This is a genomic window from Streptomyces sp. NPDC055013 (genome assembly GCF_053608645.1).
In genome coordinates this window covers 73286-90374 of record NZ_JBSGVW010000027.1, presented here as the reverse complement: position 1 = coordinate 90374, position 17089 = coordinate 73286, and the positions used below count along the sequence as shown (strand labels likewise).

The following is a 17089-nucleotide window of genomic DNA, read 5'->3' as shown; positions in this document are numbered from 1 at the left end:
TGGATGGCGCCGCCGGCTCAGCCGGGCACGTCCAGGCGTTGCGTGCCGAGGACGGACAGCAGTCGTAGCGCCTCCTCGGACGGCGTGCCCGGGGTGGCGGTGTAGATGACGACCCGCTGGTCGCGGTCGGCGATGTCCAGGACGTCGCAGTTGACGGTGACGGGGCCGACGACGGGGTGGTCGAAGGTCTTGCGGAGCGTGGGTGCGGCGGTCACGTCGTGGGCCGCCCACAGCCGGGCGAACTCCTCGCTGCCGTCCAGAAGTTCGCCGATCAGCGCGGTGAGTTCGGGGTCGTCCGGGTAGCGGGCCGCGGCGGCACGCAGTTGTTGCGTCGAGTTCCGGGCGAACTCTGCCACGTCCGATACGCCGTAGAGCGCCCGCCCGTCCCGGTGCGGTCCGAGGAAGGCGCGCCGGACGAGGTTGCGGTCGCTGCGGGGCAGGGCCGAGAAGTCCTCCATCAGGGCGGCCGCGAGGTCGTTCCAGGCGAGGATCTCGAACGTCGCCGAGATGACGGTCGCCGCGGCGTGCGGCAGCCGGTGTATCAGGTCGACGATGCTCTGCCGGACCTCGCGCGCCGGCCCCCGCGGCGGTCCGGGCGGGGCTCCGGCGAGATGGTGGAGGTGGGTCCGCTCCGCGTCCGTGAGGCGCAGGGCTCGGGCCAGCTGGGCCAGTACCTCCCGGGACGGGTGCGGGGCGCGGGCCTGCTCGAGGCGGGTGTAGTACTCGGTCGAGATGAACGCCAGTTGCGCCACCTCCTCGCGCGCAGCCCCGGAGTGCGGCGGCTCGGCCCGGCCGGAAGCCCCACCTCGCCGGGGGCGATGCGCTCGCGCCTGCTGCGCAGGAAGTCCGCCATCTGTCGTCGGTCCACGTCCCCAGTGTGCGCGGGCGAACGGCCGCCGAGCCAGGTACCACCGGTGCCTGGATGAGCGGCGCGGCCGGTCACAGGCTCGATCGCATGGACGACAACGCACCCATCGGCATGGACAACACACCGATCACACCGACAGGCCTGCTCGACGGCAAGGTCGCGTTCGTCACCGGCGCCGGCCGCGGCATCGGCGCGGCCGCCGCTCGGCTGTTCGCCCGGGAAGGGGCCCGCGTGCTGCTCGCGGCGCGCACCGAGACGCAGCTCAAGGCGGTGACCGAGGACATCCGGGCGGCCGGGGGCACCGCCGACCACGTGCGGTGCGACCTGGCCGACGGGGACAGCGTCCGGGCCGCCGTCGACCGGGCCGTGGAGCTGTACGGCCGTCTGGACGTCGCCTTCAACAACGGTGCGACGATCCCAGCCGCCCGGCCCGCTGGACCGGCTGACGGAGGCCGAGTTCGACCGGGTCGGCGCGGTCAACCTCCGGGGACCCTGGCTGGCCATGAAGGCCGAGATCGCCGCCATCCGAGCCACCGCCGGGCGCGGGGCGATCGTCAACAACTCCAGCGTGGGCAGCCTGGCGGCCAACCCCGAGCTGCCCGTGTACGGCGCCATGAAGCGGGCGGTCAACAGCCTCACCGCGTCGGCCGCCGTCACGTACGGCCGGGAGGGCATCCGCGTCAACGCCGTCGCACCCGGCCTCACCCTCACCGAGATGGTCGACGAGTGGGAGCAGAACTCCCCCGGCATCATCGACCGGCTCACCGCACAGAACCCGTTGGGCCGGGCCGCCGACCCCGAGGAGATCGCCCAGGCCGCCGCCTGGCTGCTGAGCGACCGCGCGTCCTACGTCACCGGCGTGATCCTTCAGGTGGACGGCGGCGTCCGGGCCTGAGCAGGGAGGGCGTCAGTCCCCGACCGCCTCCAGCACCGCCATCGCCGCGTTGTGCCCCGGCACCCCGCTCACCCCTCCCCCGCGCACCGCGCCCGCCCCGCACAGCAGCACGTTCGGGTGGCGGGTCTCCACGCCCCAGCGGCCGGTGTCCTCCTGGGCGTACGGCCAGGCCAGGTCACGGTGGAAGATGTTGCCGCCGGGCAGGCGCAGGTCACGCTCGAGGTCCAGCGGGGTCTTCGCCTCGATGCAGGGCCGTCCGTCGGCGTCCGTTGCCAGACAGTCGGCGAGCGGCTCGGCGAGGTGGACGTCCAGCTGGGCGAGCGTCGACTTCAGCAGTTCGTCGCGTACGGCGTCGTTGTCGCGCTCGAAGAGCCGGGCCGGGGTGTGCAGACCGAACAGGGTGAGGGTCTGGTAGCCCCGCTCGACCAGGGCGGGGCCGAGGATCGTCGGGTCGGTCAGCGAGTGGCAGTAGATCTCGGACGGCGGGGCGGCGGGGAGTTCCCCGGCGGCGGCCTGGGCGTGGGCGGTGGCCAGCTGGTCGTAGCCCTCGGCGATGTGGAAGGTGCCGGCGAACGCCTCACGCGGGTCGACGGAGCTGTCGCGCAGCCGGGGCAGGCGCTTGAGCAGCATGTTCACCTTGAGCTGGGCGCCCTCGGCGGGAGTCGGGGTGGTGTCGCCGGTGAGGGTGGCGAGTTCCTGCGGGGAGGCGTTCACCAGGACGTGCCGGGCGGAGACGACGCCCTCACCGTCGGCCGTGCGATAGCTGATCTCCGCCGTACGTCCGTCCGTGTCGATCCGTACCGCCTCGTGCCCGGTGACGAGGACCGCGCCCGCGTCTCGTGCGGCCGTGGCCAGGGCGTCGGTGAGGGCGCCCATGCCGCCGACGGGGACGTCCCAGTCGCCGGTGCCGCCGCCGATCACGTGGTACAGGAAGCAACGGTTCTGCTTGAGCGACGCGTCATGGGCGTCGGCGAAGGTGCCGATCAGGGCGTCCGTCAGGACCACGCCCCGGATCAGGTCGTCCGCGAAGCGGTCCTCGATCGCGACGCCGATCGGCTCCTCGAAGAGGGTCCGCCAGGCTTCCTCGTCGTCCACCCGGCGGCGCAGTTCCTCCCGGCTCGGCAGGGGCTCGGTGAGTGTCGGGAAGACCCGCTGGGCTACCTCGCCGGTCATGGCGTAGAAGCGCTGCCAGGCCGCGTACTCGCGCTCACTCCCGGTCAGCCGGGCGAACGCCTCCCGGGTGCGCCGCTCGCCGCCGCCCACGAGCAGTCCGGTCGGCCGTCCGTCCCGGTCGACGGGCGTGTACGAGGAGACGTTGCGGGTACGGACGCGGAAGTCCAGGCCGAGGTCCCGGACGACCTTCTTGGGCAGCAGGCTGACCAGGTACGAGTAGCGGGAGAGCCGAGCGTCGACGCCGGCGAACGGGCGCGTGGAGACCGCGGCGCCCCCGGTGCGGTCCAGTCGCTCCAGCACCAGCACGGACCGTCCGGCCCGGGCCAGGTAGGCGGCGGCGACGAGACCGTTGTGGCCTCCGCCGACGATGACGGCGTCGTACGTACGGTGTCCCGGGTGTCCCTCGTGTGCTGGCATGGTTCTTCGTAACACGTGATGATCTAGGTCGGCCATAGGTGGGACGCACCGGAGTCACGCCTCGCCACCGGGCCTCACCGGCCTCCGGACGCCCGCTGCTGCCGCAGCACCGCCACCCTCCGGTACAGCTCGACCGCCTCCGCGCCCCGCCCGAGCTGCTCCAGGCAGTGGGCCTCGTCGTTCCGGCTGGCGAGGGTGTCGGGGTGGTCGGCGCCGAGGACGTGTTCGCGGGCGGTGGCCACCCTGCGGTACTCGGCGAGCGCATCCGGCCAGCGGCCCAGCCAGCCCAGGCTCACCGCGACCTCGCGCCGGCTGACCAGGGTGTCGGTGTGGTCGGGTCCCAGCACGCGCTCACGGATCGCGCACACGTCACGGGACTCGGCGAGGGCCTCCTCCCAGCGTCCGAGGCGCCCGAGGTTCACGCCGAGGCCGTGGCGGGCGCGCAGGGTCTCGGGGTGGGCGGGGCCGTGGACGCGGGTGCGGTCGTCGATCAGGTCGAGGTAGAGCTGGAGCGCCTCCGCGCTGCGGCCGAGGCGGCCGAGGCTGATGCCGACCTCGTAGCGGGCGGCGAGCGTGTCGGGGTGGTCCGGGCCGAGGGCCTGGGCGCGGGCGTCGGCGACGTCGCGGTAGGTCTGCAGGGCCTCGGCCCAGTGGCCCAACTGGCCGAGTGCGTAGGCGACTTCGTAGCGCGTGACCAGGGTGTCGGGGTGGTGCGGGCCGAGGACGCGGGCGCGCGCGACGGCGACCTCGCCGGCCATGCGGTACGAGTCCTCCAGGCGGCCGAGTCTGCTCAGGTTGAAGGCGAGGTTGTGGCGGCAGCGCAGCGTGTCGGGGTGGTCGGCGCCGATCGCGCGTTCCCGTGCCGTCAGCACGGACGTGTAGACCTGATGCGCGTCGAAGTGGCGGCCCAACTGGCCGAGCACGTACGCCATTTCCTGCCGGGCCGCGAGCGTCTCGGGGTGGTCGGGGCCGAGCGAGAGGCTGCGGGCACGGGCGACGTGCTTGTACTCGCGCAGGGCGTCGGCGGCGCGGCCGGTGCGGCTGAGGGTGAAGGCGACCTCGTAGCGGCTGGCGAGGGTGTCCGGGTGGTCGGCGCCGAGGAGGTGCTCACGCTCGGCGGCGACGGCCCGGTGCACCTCGCCCGCCTCGGTCCAGCGGCCCAGCCGGCCCAGGCTGAGCCCGGCGTTGTGTCGTCCGGCCAGCGCCGCGAGCGCCGCCGCGGAAGGGGTGGGCGCTTCGTCGGGTACGGCGGCCCCCTCGGGCCGGCCGGTCGTGGGCCGGGGGATCCACTCGCCGGTGAGACCGGCCCCCGCGTCCGGCGGTGTGGTGCGCAGGCCGGCACCGGTGGCCTTGTGGCCGGTGGTCATGCCGCGGGTCCAGGACGGCAGGCGGGGCTCGCGGGTCACGGGCGCCGGGGGCCTGAGCTCCGGCTGCGGGGTCACCACGGTCGGCACATACGTCGGTGTCGTACGGCCCAGGCCGATCCGGCGGCCCAACTCGCTTCCGTCGTGCGGGCGTTCCTCGGGGCGCTTCGCCAGCAGGTCGAGGATGACCTGCTCGAAGTACTCGGGCAGCTCGGCGCGGTGGCTGCGCGGCGGCCGGGGCGCGGTGTCGCGGTGGCCGACGAGGATCGCCCAGGGGTCGTCCAGATCGAACGGCGGTACCCCGGTGGCGATCTCGTACAGCACGCACCCCAGCGAGTACAGGTCGCTGCGCTGGTCCACCTCCTCCCCGCCGATCTGCTCCGGCGACATGTAGTGCGGGGTGCCCATCGCGATGCCGGTGCCGGTCAGCCGGGAGGTGAAGCCGATGTCATGGGCGAGGCGCGCTATGCCGAAGTCGCAGATCTTCACCGTGCCGTCGGCGAGCCGCATGATGTTCGCGGGCTTCAGGTCGCGATGCACGATGCCCTGCTGGTGGGTGTAGGCGAGGGCGGCGGCGACCTGGTCGGCGATCTCGACGACGTCCGGGACGGGCAGCGGATGGTGCTTGTTGTCCTCCAGGAGCTGGCTGAGGTTGCGCCCCTGGAGCAACTCCATGACCAGGAACAGAACCCCGTCGGACTCGCCGAAGTCGTGGACCACGGTCACCCCGCGGTGCTGGAGCGCCGCGGCCACCCGGGCCTCGCGGCGAAACCGCTCCCGCAGGACACGCATGAAGGAGTGGTCGTGGTGCGGTCCCAGCGGCTTGAGGCACTTCACGGCGACATGCCGGCCCAGCGACTCGTCGCGCGCACGCCAGACCTCGCCCATACCGCCGCGCCCGATCGGATCGAGCAGTCGGTACCGGCCCTGGATCAGCCTGCTGTCCCCCATCGCCCGCGATCGCCCCCCGTCACGGTCAGCCTTGCCCTCCCCCGGCTCGTCCAGTATGGCGAGCTATCGTCCGAGTTTGTACGGTGCCGGGCGCGAGCCGGGGCCGAGTCGTGCCATGGCCCGCAGGATGTGTTTGGGCGGGAGTTGCCAGCGCAGACGTGCGGGAACAGCGCGCAGCAGGGTGCCCGTGGCACGCAACTGACGGGTGACGGTGGCGGGTTTCGGCGCCGGTCTGCCGTACAGCTCGTGGGCGTACGGCGGCAGAGCGGCGTACGCCAGCTGCGCCACACGCCGCCACAGCACCTCGCGCGCCGGGACGAGAAGGGGGTGCGTCGGCGGGCGGAGCAGGAAGTCGTCCACCGCGCGTGCCTCGGATCCGCACGCGAGCTCGGGCCGCACCTTCTCGAAGTACGCCGCCATCTCGGCCTGGTTCGCCGGTACGGCGTCGGGGTCCAGGCCCACCAGACGGGCGCTGACCCGGTGTTCGTCGATGTAGCGGTCGGCCTGCGCGTCGGTGAGGCGGAACCCGGAGCGCCGCGCGACCTGCAGATACGAGTCGATCTCCGCGCAGTGCACCCACAGCAGCAGATCGGGTTCGTCGACGCCGTACCGCTCCCCCGTGTCCGGGTCGGTGGCGCTCAGCATGCTGTGGATCTTCCGCACACGTGCGCCCGCCTTCTCGGCGGCCTCGGTGGTGCCGTACGAGATCGTCCCGACGAAGTTGGCGGTGCGCAGGAGGCGGCCCCAGGCGTCGTGCCGGAAGTCGCTGTTCTGCATCACGCCGCGTACGGCACGCGGATGGAGGGCCTGGAAGTAGAGCGCGCGGATTCCGGCGACCCACATCATGGGGTCGCCGTGCATCTGCCAGGTCACGGAACTCGGGGTGAACAGCCCGGGATCGCCCATGCCCGCAGGCTAACGCCGCACCCTCGGCATCCCCAGCCCGATCCACGAGATGATCTCCCGCTGGATCTCGTTGTTGCCGCCGCCGAAGGTGAAGATGACGGCCGAGCGGTAGCCGCGCTCCAGCTCGCCGTGCAGCACGGCTCCCGCCGAACCCTCCTTCAGCGCGCCCGGTGCGGCGACGATCTCCATCAGCCAGGCGTACGCGTCCCGGCGCGCCTCGGAGCCGTAGACCTTCACCGCGGAGGCGTCCTGCGGGGTGAGCGTGCCCTCCTGCACGGCGCTCACCATCTTCCAGTTCAGGAGCTTGAGGGCGTCGAGCTTGGCGTGGGTCTGGGCGAGCCGGCGGCGCACCCAGGGGAGGTCGACCACCCGGCGGCCGTCGGCCAGCTTGGTCTCCATGGCCCAGCGCTGGACGTCGTGCAGGGCACGGATGGCCATGGTGCCGTGGGCGGCGAGGGTGACGCGCTCGTGGTTGAGCTGGTTGGTGATCAGGCGCCAGCCATGGTTCTCGGCGCCGACGCGGCGGGAGACCGGGACGCGGATGTGCTCGTAGTAGCTGGCGGTGGTGTCGTGCGAGGCGAGCGTGTTGATGAGGGTGCAGGAGTAGCCCGGGTCGGCGGTCGGGACGAGGAGCATGGTGATGCCCTTGTGGGGCGGGGCGTCCGGGTCGGTGCGGACGGCCAGCCAGACCCAGTCGGCGGTGTCGCCGTTGGTCGTCCAGATCTTCTGGCCGGTGACGACGTACTCGTCGCCGTCGCGCACGGCGCGGGTCCGCAGGGCGGCCAGGTCCGTGCCCGCGTCGGGCTCGCTGTAGCCGATCGCGAAGTCGATCTCGCCGGAGAGGATCTTCGGCAGGAAGTACGCCTTCTGTTCCTCCGTGCCGTACTGCATGATCGTCGGGCCGACGGTGTTGAGCGCCATCAGCGGCAGCGGTACACCCGCCTGGGCCGCCTCGTCGAAGAAGATGAACTGTTCCATCGCGGTCAGGCCGCGGCCGCCGTACTCCTTGGGCCAGCCCACGCCGAGCCAGCCGTCCGTGCCGAGCCGGCGGATCGTCCTGCGGTAGTAGCGTTTCTGGGCGGCCGGGTCGGTGAAGCGGGTCTGTGCGAGGTCGGGCACCAACTTGGCGAAGTAGTCGCGCAGTTCGGTGCGCAGCCGCTGCTGCTCGGGCGTGTATTCGAGATGCACGGCGCCTCCAGGCTCCCCAAGGCCGGTCCTGTCGGCGCACACGGTAGAACGTGTTCCAGAAATTGGGAATGGCGAGGAGCGGCGGGATGCGGAGCGACCCGCTGAGGCGAGCGGTGCAGACCGTCAGTCGAGCGTGCTCATGAAGTCCGTGCAGGCCCGTGCGCAGGCACGGCATGCCTCCGCGGCGTCCTCGGCGCCCGGGTGCCGGTCGAAGACATGCGCACACTCCAGGCACACCGACCGGGTCCACTCCAGCTGGACCCGGAGCGCGGCCTCGGCGCCCTCGTCCATGCCGCCCTGCTCGGACAGCACACGGCAGGTCGTGTCGCACACCTCGGCGCACAGGATGCCCTTGCGTCGCACGAGTTCCTGGTCCTCGGCCGCGTCCGGATCGACGAGGCTCGCACGCAGGGCGCAGGTCCGAGCGCACTCGGTGCAGGCCTGGGCGCACGCGAAGCGGTCCTCGAGGAACTGGACGAGTTCTTGCTGGGATGCTGGCGATGTCACAAGGGGCGGGTAGCCGGAGCCGAGGGCACCAAACCCGACTCTCACACCTTGCGGCCGGGCGTTCCAGCCGGTCGTGGCAAACGGGTTCTTCACGGATGCCGTACGTGTTCATCGAGTCGCCAGGGGTACCCGCGGGCCCATGGACACGACTTGGATGGACATCGCCGCAGCCCGGGGCGCGCTCGCCGTCGGGTTGCTCGTCGCCGGTGTGGTCGTCGTGGCGCTGCTCATCGGCGCCTTTGTCCTGGGCGCCCGGATCAGGCGCCGGGAACCGCGTCCGCCCCGTCCCGAGGAACAGCCGAGGCTGCCCGCCGAGGGCCCGGTCCACGAGGTCCGGGAGCGCCGGGAGCCCGCCGAGGTGCCGAAGAGTGACCAGCGGGTCACTCCGCACGACCTTCCCGCCCACGGCAACATCCCCTCCCGTACCAGCCCGTCGCAGGAACGCCCGCGCTGGAGCGAGGGCGGCAGCGGCGGTACGTGACGCCTCCGGCGCTCTTCGGAGGCCGCCGCACGGGTGGCACCTGTCCCCAGCCTGGTGGCGTAAGCCCCCTCACCCGGGCAGCCGCCTCCGTGGCGGACCTGGCCGGTGGACGTGCAGTGACCGTCGCCGGTCAGTACGGTGCTGTTCTGGCGTTCGAAGCTGGGAGGCGGCATGGCCGGCATCAAGGCGGAGAAGCTGCCGCGCAAGGCGTACGAGAAGGAACTGCTGCGCCTGCAGCTGGAGTTGGCGAAACTGCAGGAGTGGGTGCGGGCCGAGGGTGCCCGGCTGGTCGTCATCTTCGAGGGGCGGGACGCGGCGGGCAAGGGCGGCACGATCAAGCGGGTCACGGAGCACCTCAATCCCCGGGTCGCGCGGATCACGGCGCTGCCCAAGCCGACCGAGCGCGAGCGGACCCAGTGGTACTTCCAGCGGTACATCGGGCATCTGCCCGCCGCCGGGGAGATCGTGCTGTTCGACCGCAGCTGGTACAACCGCGCCGGGGTCGAGCACGTCATGGGCTTCTGCACCAAGGCGGAATACCAGCGCTTCCTGCGCCAGTGCCCCCTCTTCGAGCGGATGCTGGTGGAGGACGGGATCCAGCTGCGCAAGTACTGGTTCTCGGTGAGCGACGAGGAGCAGCAGGAACGCTTCCGGCGTCGGCTGGAGGATCCCGTACGGCGCTGGAAGCTGTCCCCGATGGACCTGGAGTCGATCACCCGCTGGGAGGCGTACTCCCGGGCCAAGGACGAGATGATGGTGCACACCGACATCGCCGAGGCGCCCTGGTACGTCGTCGAGAGCGACGACAAGCGCCGGGCCCGGCTGAACATGATCGCCCACCTGCTCGGCTCCGTGCCGTACCAGGACGCGCTCCCGCCCGTCCTGGACCTGCCCGAGCGTCCGGCCTCGACCGGCTACCAGCGACCGCCACGCCATCTGCAGCACTACGTCCCGGACCACGCGGCGAGCCTGTGAGCCTCACTGCGCACCGGAACGGACGACGGCGACCGGGCACTGCGCGTGGTGGAGCAGTGCCTGACTGACCGAGCCGAGCAGCAGTCCGGCGAACCCGCCCCGGCCCCGCGCCCCCACCACCACGAGCCCGGCGTCGGCGCTGGCCTCGATGAGGGTGTGGCGGATCCGGCCGCGCACCAGCCTGCGGCGCACGGCGACGTCGGGATACAGCTCACGCAGCCCGCCGAGCGCCTCGGCGAGCACACGCTCCTCCTCATCGTGCAGCCGGCCCTCGTCGTACGTCACGAAGGGCGGGTCGGCGGGGCTTTCGTAGGCGCGCTCGGAGCGGGTGCTCCAGGCGTGCAGCGCCACCAGGTCCGTGCCGCGCGCGGCCGCCACCGCGAAGGCGAACTCGACGGCTCCCCGGGCCGCGGGCGAACCGTCCACAGCGAGGAGTACCGGCCCGTCCGGGTCCGGTCTGCCGCGCACCACCAGCACGGGGCAGGCGGCGTGGGCGGCCATGTGACCGGCGGTGGAGCCGAGCAGCAGGGCGCCGAACCGGCTCTGGCCCCGGCTTCCCACCACCGCAAGGGACGCGGTGCGCGACTCGATCTCCAGCACCGTCACCGGTTCCCCGACGACGATGTCACGCGTGATCTCGACGTCCGGCGCAAGCTCGTGGGCGCGCTGCTCGGCCTTGGCGAGCGTGCCGTCGATCAGCTCACGCATCCCGGCGCCGCTCGGCTCCCAGGGCCGCCCGCCGTGCGGGATGTGTGCGGCCGGCCAGCCGAAGGCGTGCACCAGCCGCAGCCCCACGCCGTGCAGCGCGGCCTCGCGCGCCGCGATCTCCACGGCCGCCATGCTCGACGGCGAGCCGTCCACCCCTACGACAACCGGGCCGTGCATCGCGCTCCCCTTTCCGCGCAGGATCCGCCTTCCACGCAGGATCCGCGAGGGTTGGTCCTCCCAGCCTCTCCCCGCGGGCCGCATCCCGCACCGGGCGGTGCGTCGCGCAGGGGGGAGCCGAGGAGGAGCCGCGTCAGTCGTGCAGCACCAGTCGCCCTGTTCCCCCCGGTTGCAGCGACACACCGCGACCCGGCAGCCGTACGTCGATCGGTGAGGCGTCGGAGGACGGCACCTGGATTTCCAGCAGCCCTCGTTCCAGGCGCAGCCGTACGCCCCAGTGGCCCTGGTAGCGCAGGGGGAACCCGTAGGAGGACAGCTCGGGCAGCGGCACGGGGTCGAGCCACAGGGCGCCGCCGCGGGTCTCCAGGCCGGTCAGGCCGCGCTGGACGAGGTCGAGGGTGCCGGCCATGGCGCCGAGGTGGATGCCCTCGCCGGTGGTGCCGCCCTGCACGTCGGCGATGTCGCCCTGGAGGGCCTCCTGGACGAACTTCCACGCCTCCGTGCGCCGGCACCGGGCCAGGACCCAGCCGTGGACCAGGCCGCTGAGGGTGGAGCCGTGGCTGGTGCGGTGCATGTAGTAGTCGACGGTGCGCTGCCACATGTGCTCGTCGAGCCGGACTCCCAGCCGGTGGAACAGGCTGCCCAGTTCGGACGGGGCGAAGAGGTAGCCGAGCATGAGGACGTCGGCCTGCTTGGAGGCCTTGTAGCGGTTGACCGTGTCGCCCTCCGCCTCCAGGATCCGGTCCAGCCGCCGGATGTCGCCGTACTGCTCGCGGTAGCCGATCCAGTCGAGCTCGTCGAGGTCGCCGTAGCCCGCGAACTGGCTGATCACGTCGTCGTGGAAGGGGACGTGGAGCGTGTGCGAGACGTCGTCCCACCGTTCGAGCTCACCCCCGTCCAAGCCGGTGCGTTCGGCGAGTTCGCGCCGGCGGGGCTCGGGCAGGCTCTCCAGCAGTTCGAGGGTGCGGGTGAGCACCCAGGCCGCTGTGACGTTGGTGTACGCGTTGTCGTCCAGGCCGGGTGCGTCGGCGTCCGGGTACGCCTCGTGGTACTCGTCGGGGCCGACGACGCCCTTGATGCTGTGGCGGCCCAGACTGTCGTCGTAGACGGCCTTGTCCGCCCAGAAGCGGGCGATCTGCAGCAGCATCTCGGCGCCCTTGGTGTGCAGGAACTCCATGTCGCCGCTGGCCTCGCAGTACTGCCACACGTTGTACGCGATCGCCGAGCCGACGTGGTGCTGGAGCCGGGAGTGGTCGGGCAGCCAGCGTCCCGAGCGCGGGTTGAGATGGAGCTGCTGGGTCTCCTCACGGCCGTCGCTGCCGCTCTGCCAGGGGTACATCGCGCCCTTGTGGCCCGCCGCCCTGGCGCTGGTGCAGGCCTGTTCGAGGCGTCGGTGGCGGTGGCGGAGCAGGGCGCGGGAGACCTCCGGGAAGTGCATGTTGAGGTAGGGCAGCACGAACAGCTCGTCCCAGAAGACATGGCCGCGGTAGGCCTCGCCGTGCAGTCCGCGGGCGGGGACTCCCACGTCGAGGTCGGCGGTGTGCGGGGAGAGCGTCTGCAGGACGTGGAAGAGGTGCAGCCGCAGGATGCGGCCCGACTCACCGGGGACGTCGAGTGCGGCGCGGCGCCAGAGCTGGGCCCAGGCCGTGAGGTGCGACCCGATCAGCGCGTCGAAGCCGGGCGCGCGGCCCACCCGGTCGACGGCGGCGTGCAGCGGGTCGCTGATCGCCGGGTCGCGGGAGGTGTGCAGGGCGACGGTCTTGTCGACGGTGACCGTGCGGCCGGGTTCCAGGTCGATGGTCAACCGCTGGATGGCGTACGGCCGTTCGTGGCTGATCGTGACCGGAACGCCGGCGTCGGTGGTCAGCCGGGAGGCGATGCCGATCCGGATGTCGGAGGTGCGGGTGCGGCAGCGCAGCCAGACCGTGTCGGGGGCGGCGGTGCCGGTGTGGATGTGGGTCAGATGGCGGCCGTCCAGGTCCCGGTAGCGGGCCACGCCGGAGTTGGTGACGCCGCCGTCCAGGGCCGCCTCCACTTCGAGCGGGCCGGCGAATCCCTCGGCCGTGAACTCGGTGCGCAGGCCCGCCAGATGGGGGTCGGCCATGTGCACCATCCGCTGCTGACGCACCGTCAGTACTCCGTCGTCGCCGAGGCCGTACCGCGTCCGGCGCTCCAGCAGCCCCACGGACAGGTGCAGCATCAGCCGGTGGTCGAGCACGTCCGCGGTGTCGGGGACGATCCAGTCTCCACCGGGCAGGCGGAAGCGCAGCGGCAGCCAGTTCGGGACGTTGACCATGTCCTCGTTCTCGACCTTGCGGCCCGCGACCTTGGACGTGAGCCGATTGTAGATGCCGGCCACATACGTCCCCGGATAGTGGACGTCGTCGGCGGAGCACTCGGGCAGCGCGCCCCGGCTTGCGAAGTAGCCGTTGCCGAGCGTGCACAGCGACTCGCGCAGTCGTTCGTCGCCGGGCTTGTAGCCCGCGTACTCCCAGCTCCAGCCCGTTCCGTCGATCTCCGAGCCCAGATCCGTTCCGTCGGCCTTCGAGATCAGCTCCGCTTCTTCGGCCACCGAGCTCAGATCAGCTCCCTCGGCCTCCAGGCTCCGGTCCATCACGTCGGCGCTCCTCCCGCGCAGAGTTCTCCGAGGTCCCGTACGACGATGTCGGCGCCGTGCCGCAGGAGCCGCGCTCCGGTGTCGGCGCCCGCGGCCCGGTCGACACCGACCACCAGGGCGAATCCGCCGCGCCGGCCCGCCTCCACGCCCACCAGGGCGTCCTCGACGACCGCGGCCCGACCGGCGGGGGCGCCGAGCCTGCGGACAGCCTCCAGGAACAGGTCGGGCTCCGGCTTGCCCGCGAGGCCCAGGCGGGCCGTCTCACCGCCGTCCACCAGGGCGTCGAACAGGCCGAGGATCCCGGCCCGCTCCAGCAGTTCCCCGGCGTGCCGGGACGCGGAGGCGGCCGCCCGGGGCACGCCGGCCGCGCGCAGTGCCTGCACCAGCCGTACGGTCCCCGGGTAGGCGTCGACGCCGTGCTCGCGCAGCCTCTGGGTGAAGAGGCGCTCCTTGTCCTCGGCGACGGCCCGAACCGTCTCGTCCGACGCGTCGACGCCGCGTGCGGCGAGGAAGGCCGCGGCGCCGTCGAGGCGGGACTTGCCGTCCACGTGGCGCAGATAGTCGTCGCCCACGTCGAAGGGGCGGCGCTGATCGGGGTCCTCGGGCGGGTGGGCCCGCAGGTAGCCGTCGAAGGCCACCTTCCACGCGGCGGCGTGCACCCGGGCAGAGTCGGTGATCACTCCGTCGGTGTCGAAGACGACGGCACGCACGTCGTGCAGAGCGGGGGCGAGCGCCTCGCGCGCCCTGTCGGGGGTGAGGGGCCTGGGCATCGGTCACCCCCGCCGCGGCAGGTCGTCACCCGGGCCATGTGCGGGCCGACGCCGGGCGCCTACGGCATCCGGGGGATGTCCGCGCACACCGGCGTCACAGAACGCGAACCGCACGGCGCCCTCACCTCCGTTCGACGGCGCTCCCGCACCCGGCGGGATCCGCTCATGGGTACCCGCCGGGCCCGCGTTGTCACCTCCTGCCACCGCTACCGCCGCCGCCTGCCGCCCAGGTGCGCCGACCGGCCCTGGCGCATCAGCCGCGCTCATGGTGTGCTGGAGGTGACGGGAAGGACCCACACCGGCGCGGGGAAGCGGATGACGGCCGCGCACCGCGCAATCAGGATCCGCGAGAAGTGGATAGGGCCCTTCCCGCCCCAGTGTCCTGCTCCGTCCCCGTGATGTCGCCCGGGCGCTTCTGTGCGTGTGTCAGTCGCCCCGGTAGAGCGCCGTGAGCAGTTCGATCGCCGCCTGAGCTGCGGGAGGCGGGTCGTCGCGCCACCAGGCCAGCCGTACGGCAATGGGTTCGGCGTCCCGCAGCGGCCGGTAGACGACTCCGGGGCGCGGGTACTGGTGGGCGGTGGCCTCGGCGGTCATGCCGACGCAGCGGCCGGTGGAGATCACCGTGAGCCAGTCGTCGACGTCGTGCGTCTCCTCGGTCGCCGGACGCGAGTCGGGCGGCCACAGGTCGGCCGTCGTGGTCCCGGTGCGGCGATCGACGAGGAGGGTGCGTCCGCTGAGGTCGGCCAGCCGGACCGAGCGGCGCCGGGCCAGTGGATCGTCGGTGGCCACGGCGCACAGCCGCCGCTCCAGTCCGACGATGGCGGTCTCGAACCGCCGGTCGTCCACCGGCCGGCGGACGACGGACAGCTCGCAGGCGCCTTCCACCAGTCCCGCGGTGGCCGAATTGACGCGGACGAGCTGCAGGTCGGTACCGGGGTGGGCGGCGGCCCAGCGGCGCTGGAACGCCGGGGTGTGCCGGCCGAGCGCCGCCCAGGCGTAGCCCATCCGCAGCCGGGCGTGCCCGGAGGCGGCCTCCCGGACCAGGTCGTCCACCTCGCCGAGCACCCGCCGCGCGTGCGCCAGGACCCGCAGCCCGGTACCCGTCGGAGTCACCTCGCGGGAGGTCCGCCGCAACAGCCGTACGCCCAGGGCGCGTTCCAGGGAGGCCAGCGAGCGGGACACGGCCGCCTGGGAGACGCCGAGGGCGATCGCGGCGTCGGTGAACGTGCCCTCGTCGACGATGGCGACGAGACAGCGCAGCTGCCGCAGCTCCAGATCCGTGGCTCCAGCTCCATCCATGACTCAAGCGTATAGATGGCTCCAGGGACGCATTTTGCGCAAAGATCGAGCGGTCGCACGATCGGCGTATGCGCACCCGTCCCGCCCCGGCGCCCGCCACTGCACCCGGGCCTGCCACCCCGCCGGCGCTCGTCGCCGCGTCCGCGCCGGCCGCGGCGCCCTCGTCCACGGTTCCGTTCGATGGCCGCAAGCAGACCGGCGGACGTCTCGCCGGTGTGGCCACGATGATCGGCAGCGGACTGTCCACCCAGACGGGGGCCGCGATCGGCTCCCTCGCGTTCCCCGTCCTCGGGCCGGTCGGTGTCGTCGCCGTGCGGCAGTACGTCGCCGCCGTCGTCCTGCTGTCCGTGAGCAGGCCGAGGCTGCGTTCGTTCACGTGGCATCAGTGGTGGCCGGTCGTCGCGCTGGCCCTGGTGTTCGGCACCATGAACCTCTCGCTGTACTCGTCGATCGAGCGCGTCGGCCTGGGGCTGGCGGTGACGCTGGAGTTCCTCGGCCCGCTCACCATCGCTCTGGCCACGTCGCGCCGCCGCGTGGACGTGTGCTGCGCGGTGATCGCCGCGGCCGGTGTCATCACCCTCATGCGTCCACAGCCCTCGACCGACTACGCCGGGCTGGCCCTGGGCCTGCTGGCCGCCGCGTGCTGGGCGTCGTACATCCTGCTCAACCGCACCGTCGGCCGGCGCATCCCCGGAGCCCAGGGCGCGGCGGCCGCGTCCGGCATCTCCGCCGTGATGTTCCTGCCCATCGGCATCGTCATCGCCGTCCAGCACCCGCCCACGGCCGGCGCCCTCGCCTGCGCCACAGCCGCGGGGCTCCTCTCCTCGGCCGTGCCGTACCTGGCGGACCTGTTCACCCTCCGCCACGTCCCGGCCCGGGCCTTCGGTCTGTTCATGAGCGTCAACCCGGTGCTCGCGGCCGTGGTCGGACTGGTCGGACTGGGTCAGGACCTGGGCGGGCTCGAATGGGCGAGCATCGGCGCCATCGTCGCCGCCAACGCGCTGAGCATCATCACGTCACGCGACTGAGGCGGGGAGGGCCTCGAGGTGATCGGGGTCGTACGGCGTGCGGACGTGGACGCTCGTGTCACCGGTGCCCCCGCGCGGATCAGATGGCCTCGCGGATGGCCTGTTCGAAGCCCTCGACATGGCTGCGGGCGAGCTGCGCCGCCTTGTCGGGGTCCCCGGCGACGATCGCCTCGACCAGCGGTCCGTGCTCCTCGACATGGCCGGCCATGTCGGACAGCCGGTCTACGAACAGACACCAGATGCGGGTCGCCAGGTTGTCGTGGCGGACGAGGGTGTCCTCCAGGTACGGATTGTGCGTGGCGGCGTAGATGGCGCGGTGGACCTGAAGGTCGAGGTGCATGAGCTCGGAGGCGTCGCGCTGTCGGGGCCCCTCGCTCTCCAGCTCCACCCGCAGGGCCGTCAGGACGGCCCGGTCCGCGGCCGTCGCACGGCGTGCGGCCTGGGCGGCGGCCAGTGGTTCCAGTTCCAGGCGCACCTCGGAGATGTGCGCCAGGTCGGTGATGTTGACGTCGGTGGCGAAGGTGCCGCGTCGCGGGTAGGTCGTGATGAGCCGCTCGTACTGGAGCCGCTTGAGCGCCTCGCGCACCGGCGTGCGTCCGACGCCGAGGGACTGCGCGAGCTGGTCCTCGTTGATCGGCGCGCCCGGGCGGATCTCGAGCATGACGAGCCGGTCGCGGATGGCGCGGTAGGCCCGCTCGGCGAGGGACACTTCCTCACCTCTTGGCGCGGTCGCCACGTTCTGCATGAGGCCCCCTTGACCTGTCC

General features: G+C 72.5%; 14 protein-coding genes and 1 pseudogene. 4 read left to right on the top strand and 11 right to left on the bottom strand.

The window, feature by feature from the left end; genetic code table 11:
- Positions 1–17: 17 nt before the first annotated feature.
- A complete protein-coding gene (locus ACWGDB_RS28735) occupies positions 18–971 on the bottom strand; it encodes a helix-turn-helix transcriptional regulator (protein WP_453825082.1) in 954 nt (317 codons plus the stop codon).
- 8 nt (positions 972–979) lie between these two features.
- Between ACWGDB_RS28735 and ACWGDB_RS28730 the strand changes: the two are divergent.
- Positions 980–1763 (top strand): annotated as a pseudogene (locus tag ACWGDB_RS28730) (SDR family NAD(P)-dependent oxidoreductase).
- A gap of 12 nt (positions 1764–1775) precedes the next feature.
- On the opposite strand, the gene ACWGDB_RS28725 reads toward ACWGDB_RS28730, so the two are convergent.
- The 5 genes from ACWGDB_RS28725 to ACWGDB_RS28705 form a co-directional block, all read right to left on the bottom strand.
- Complete coding sequence (locus tag ACWGDB_RS28725) at positions 1776–3353, bottom strand: phytoene desaturase family protein (protein WP_453825081.1); 1578 nt, start codon at positions 3351–3353, stop codon at positions 1776–1778.
- A gap of 74 nt (positions 3354–3427) precedes the next feature.
- Positions 3428–5668 (bottom strand): tetratricopeptide repeat protein, encoded by a 2241-nt coding sequence (locus tag ACWGDB_RS28720; protein ID WP_453825080.1) that lies wholly within the window; start codon positions 5666–5668, stop codon positions 3428–3430.
- 63 nt (positions 5669–5731) lie between these two features.
- Positions 5732–6574: an oxygenase MpaB family protein gene (locus tag ACWGDB_RS28715; RefSeq protein WP_453825079.1), complete on the bottom strand. Its 843-nt coding sequence runs from the start codon at positions 6572–6574 to the stop codon at positions 5732–5734.
- Positions 6575–6583: 9 nt separating this feature from the next.
- The gene (locus ACWGDB_RS28710; protein ID WP_453825078.1) at positions 6584–7762 is read right to left on the bottom strand and encodes an acyl-CoA dehydrogenase family protein; all 1179 of its coding nucleotides are present in this window, start codon (positions 7760–7762) and stop codon (positions 6584–6586) included.
- Between the two features lie 123 nt (positions 7763–7885).
- Positions 7886–8269, bottom strand: coding sequence for a ferredoxin (locus tag ACWGDB_RS28705; RefSeq protein ID WP_453825077.1), 384 nt, complete (start codon positions 8267–8269; stop codon positions 7886–7888).
- A gap of 139 nt (positions 8270–8408) precedes the next feature.
- Between ACWGDB_RS28705 and ACWGDB_RS28700 the strand changes: the two genes are divergently transcribed.
- Positions 8409–8750 carry a DUF6479 family protein gene (locus ACWGDB_RS28700; RefSeq protein ID WP_453825076.1) on the top strand — a complete coding sequence of 114 codons (342 nt, stop codon included), beginning with the start codon at positions 8409–8411 and terminating at the stop codon, positions 8748–8750.
- 171 nt (positions 8751–8921) lie between these two features.
- Entirely contained in the window at positions 8922–9725 is an 804-nt protein-coding gene (gene ppk2 / locus ACWGDB_RS28695; RefSeq protein WP_453825075.1) for a polyphosphate kinase 2, read from the top strand.
- Between the two features lie 3 nt (positions 9726–9728).
- On the opposite strand, the gene ACWGDB_RS28690 is transcribed toward ppk2, so the two are convergent.
- The 4 genes from ACWGDB_RS28690 to ACWGDB_RS28675 all read right to left on the bottom strand — a co-directional run bounded on the left by ACWGDB_RS28690 (position 9729) and on the right by ACWGDB_RS28675 (position 15296).
- Positions 9729–10610 (bottom strand): universal stress protein, encoded by an 882-nt coding sequence (locus ACWGDB_RS28690; protein ID WP_453825074.1) that lies wholly within the window; start codon positions 10608–10610, stop codon positions 9729–9731.
- Positions 10611–10743: 133 nt separating this feature from the next.
- Positions 10744–13224 carry a glycoside hydrolase family 65 protein gene (locus ACWGDB_RS28685; protein WP_453825121.1) on the bottom strand — a complete coding sequence of 827 codons (2481 nt, stop codon included), beginning with the start codon at positions 13222–13224 and terminating at the stop codon, positions 10744–10746.
- Positions 13224–13997 carry an HAD family hydrolase gene (locus ACWGDB_RS28680; protein WP_453825073.1) on the bottom strand — a complete coding sequence of 258 codons (774 nt, stop codon included), beginning with the start codon at positions 13995–13997 and terminating at the stop codon, positions 13224–13226. Before ACWGDB_RS28680 ends, ACWGDB_RS28685 begins: the two co-directional genes overlap by 1 nt.
- 426 nt (positions 13998–14423) lie before the next feature.
- A complete protein-coding gene (locus ACWGDB_RS28675; RefSeq protein ID WP_453825072.1) occupies positions 14424–15296 on the bottom strand; it encodes a LysR family transcriptional regulator in 873 nt (290 codons plus the stop codon).
- 215 nt (positions 15297–15511) lie between these two features.
- On the opposite strand from ACWGDB_RS28675, the gene ACWGDB_RS28670 reads away from it, so the two are divergent.
- On the top strand, positions 15512–16324 hold the full coding sequence (locus ACWGDB_RS28670) for an EamA family transporter (protein WP_453825120.1): 813 nt from the start codon (positions 15512–15514) through the stop codon (positions 16322–16324).
- Positions 16325–16403: 79 nt separating this feature from the next.
- Here ACWGDB_RS28670 and ACWGDB_RS28665 read toward each other — a convergent pair whose 3' ends face one another.
- Positions 16404–17069 (bottom strand): GntR family transcriptional regulator, encoded by a 666-nt coding sequence (locus tag ACWGDB_RS28665; protein WP_383597752.1) that lies wholly within the window; start codon positions 17067–17069, stop codon positions 16404–16406.
- Positions 17070–17089: the final 20 nt, after the last annotated feature.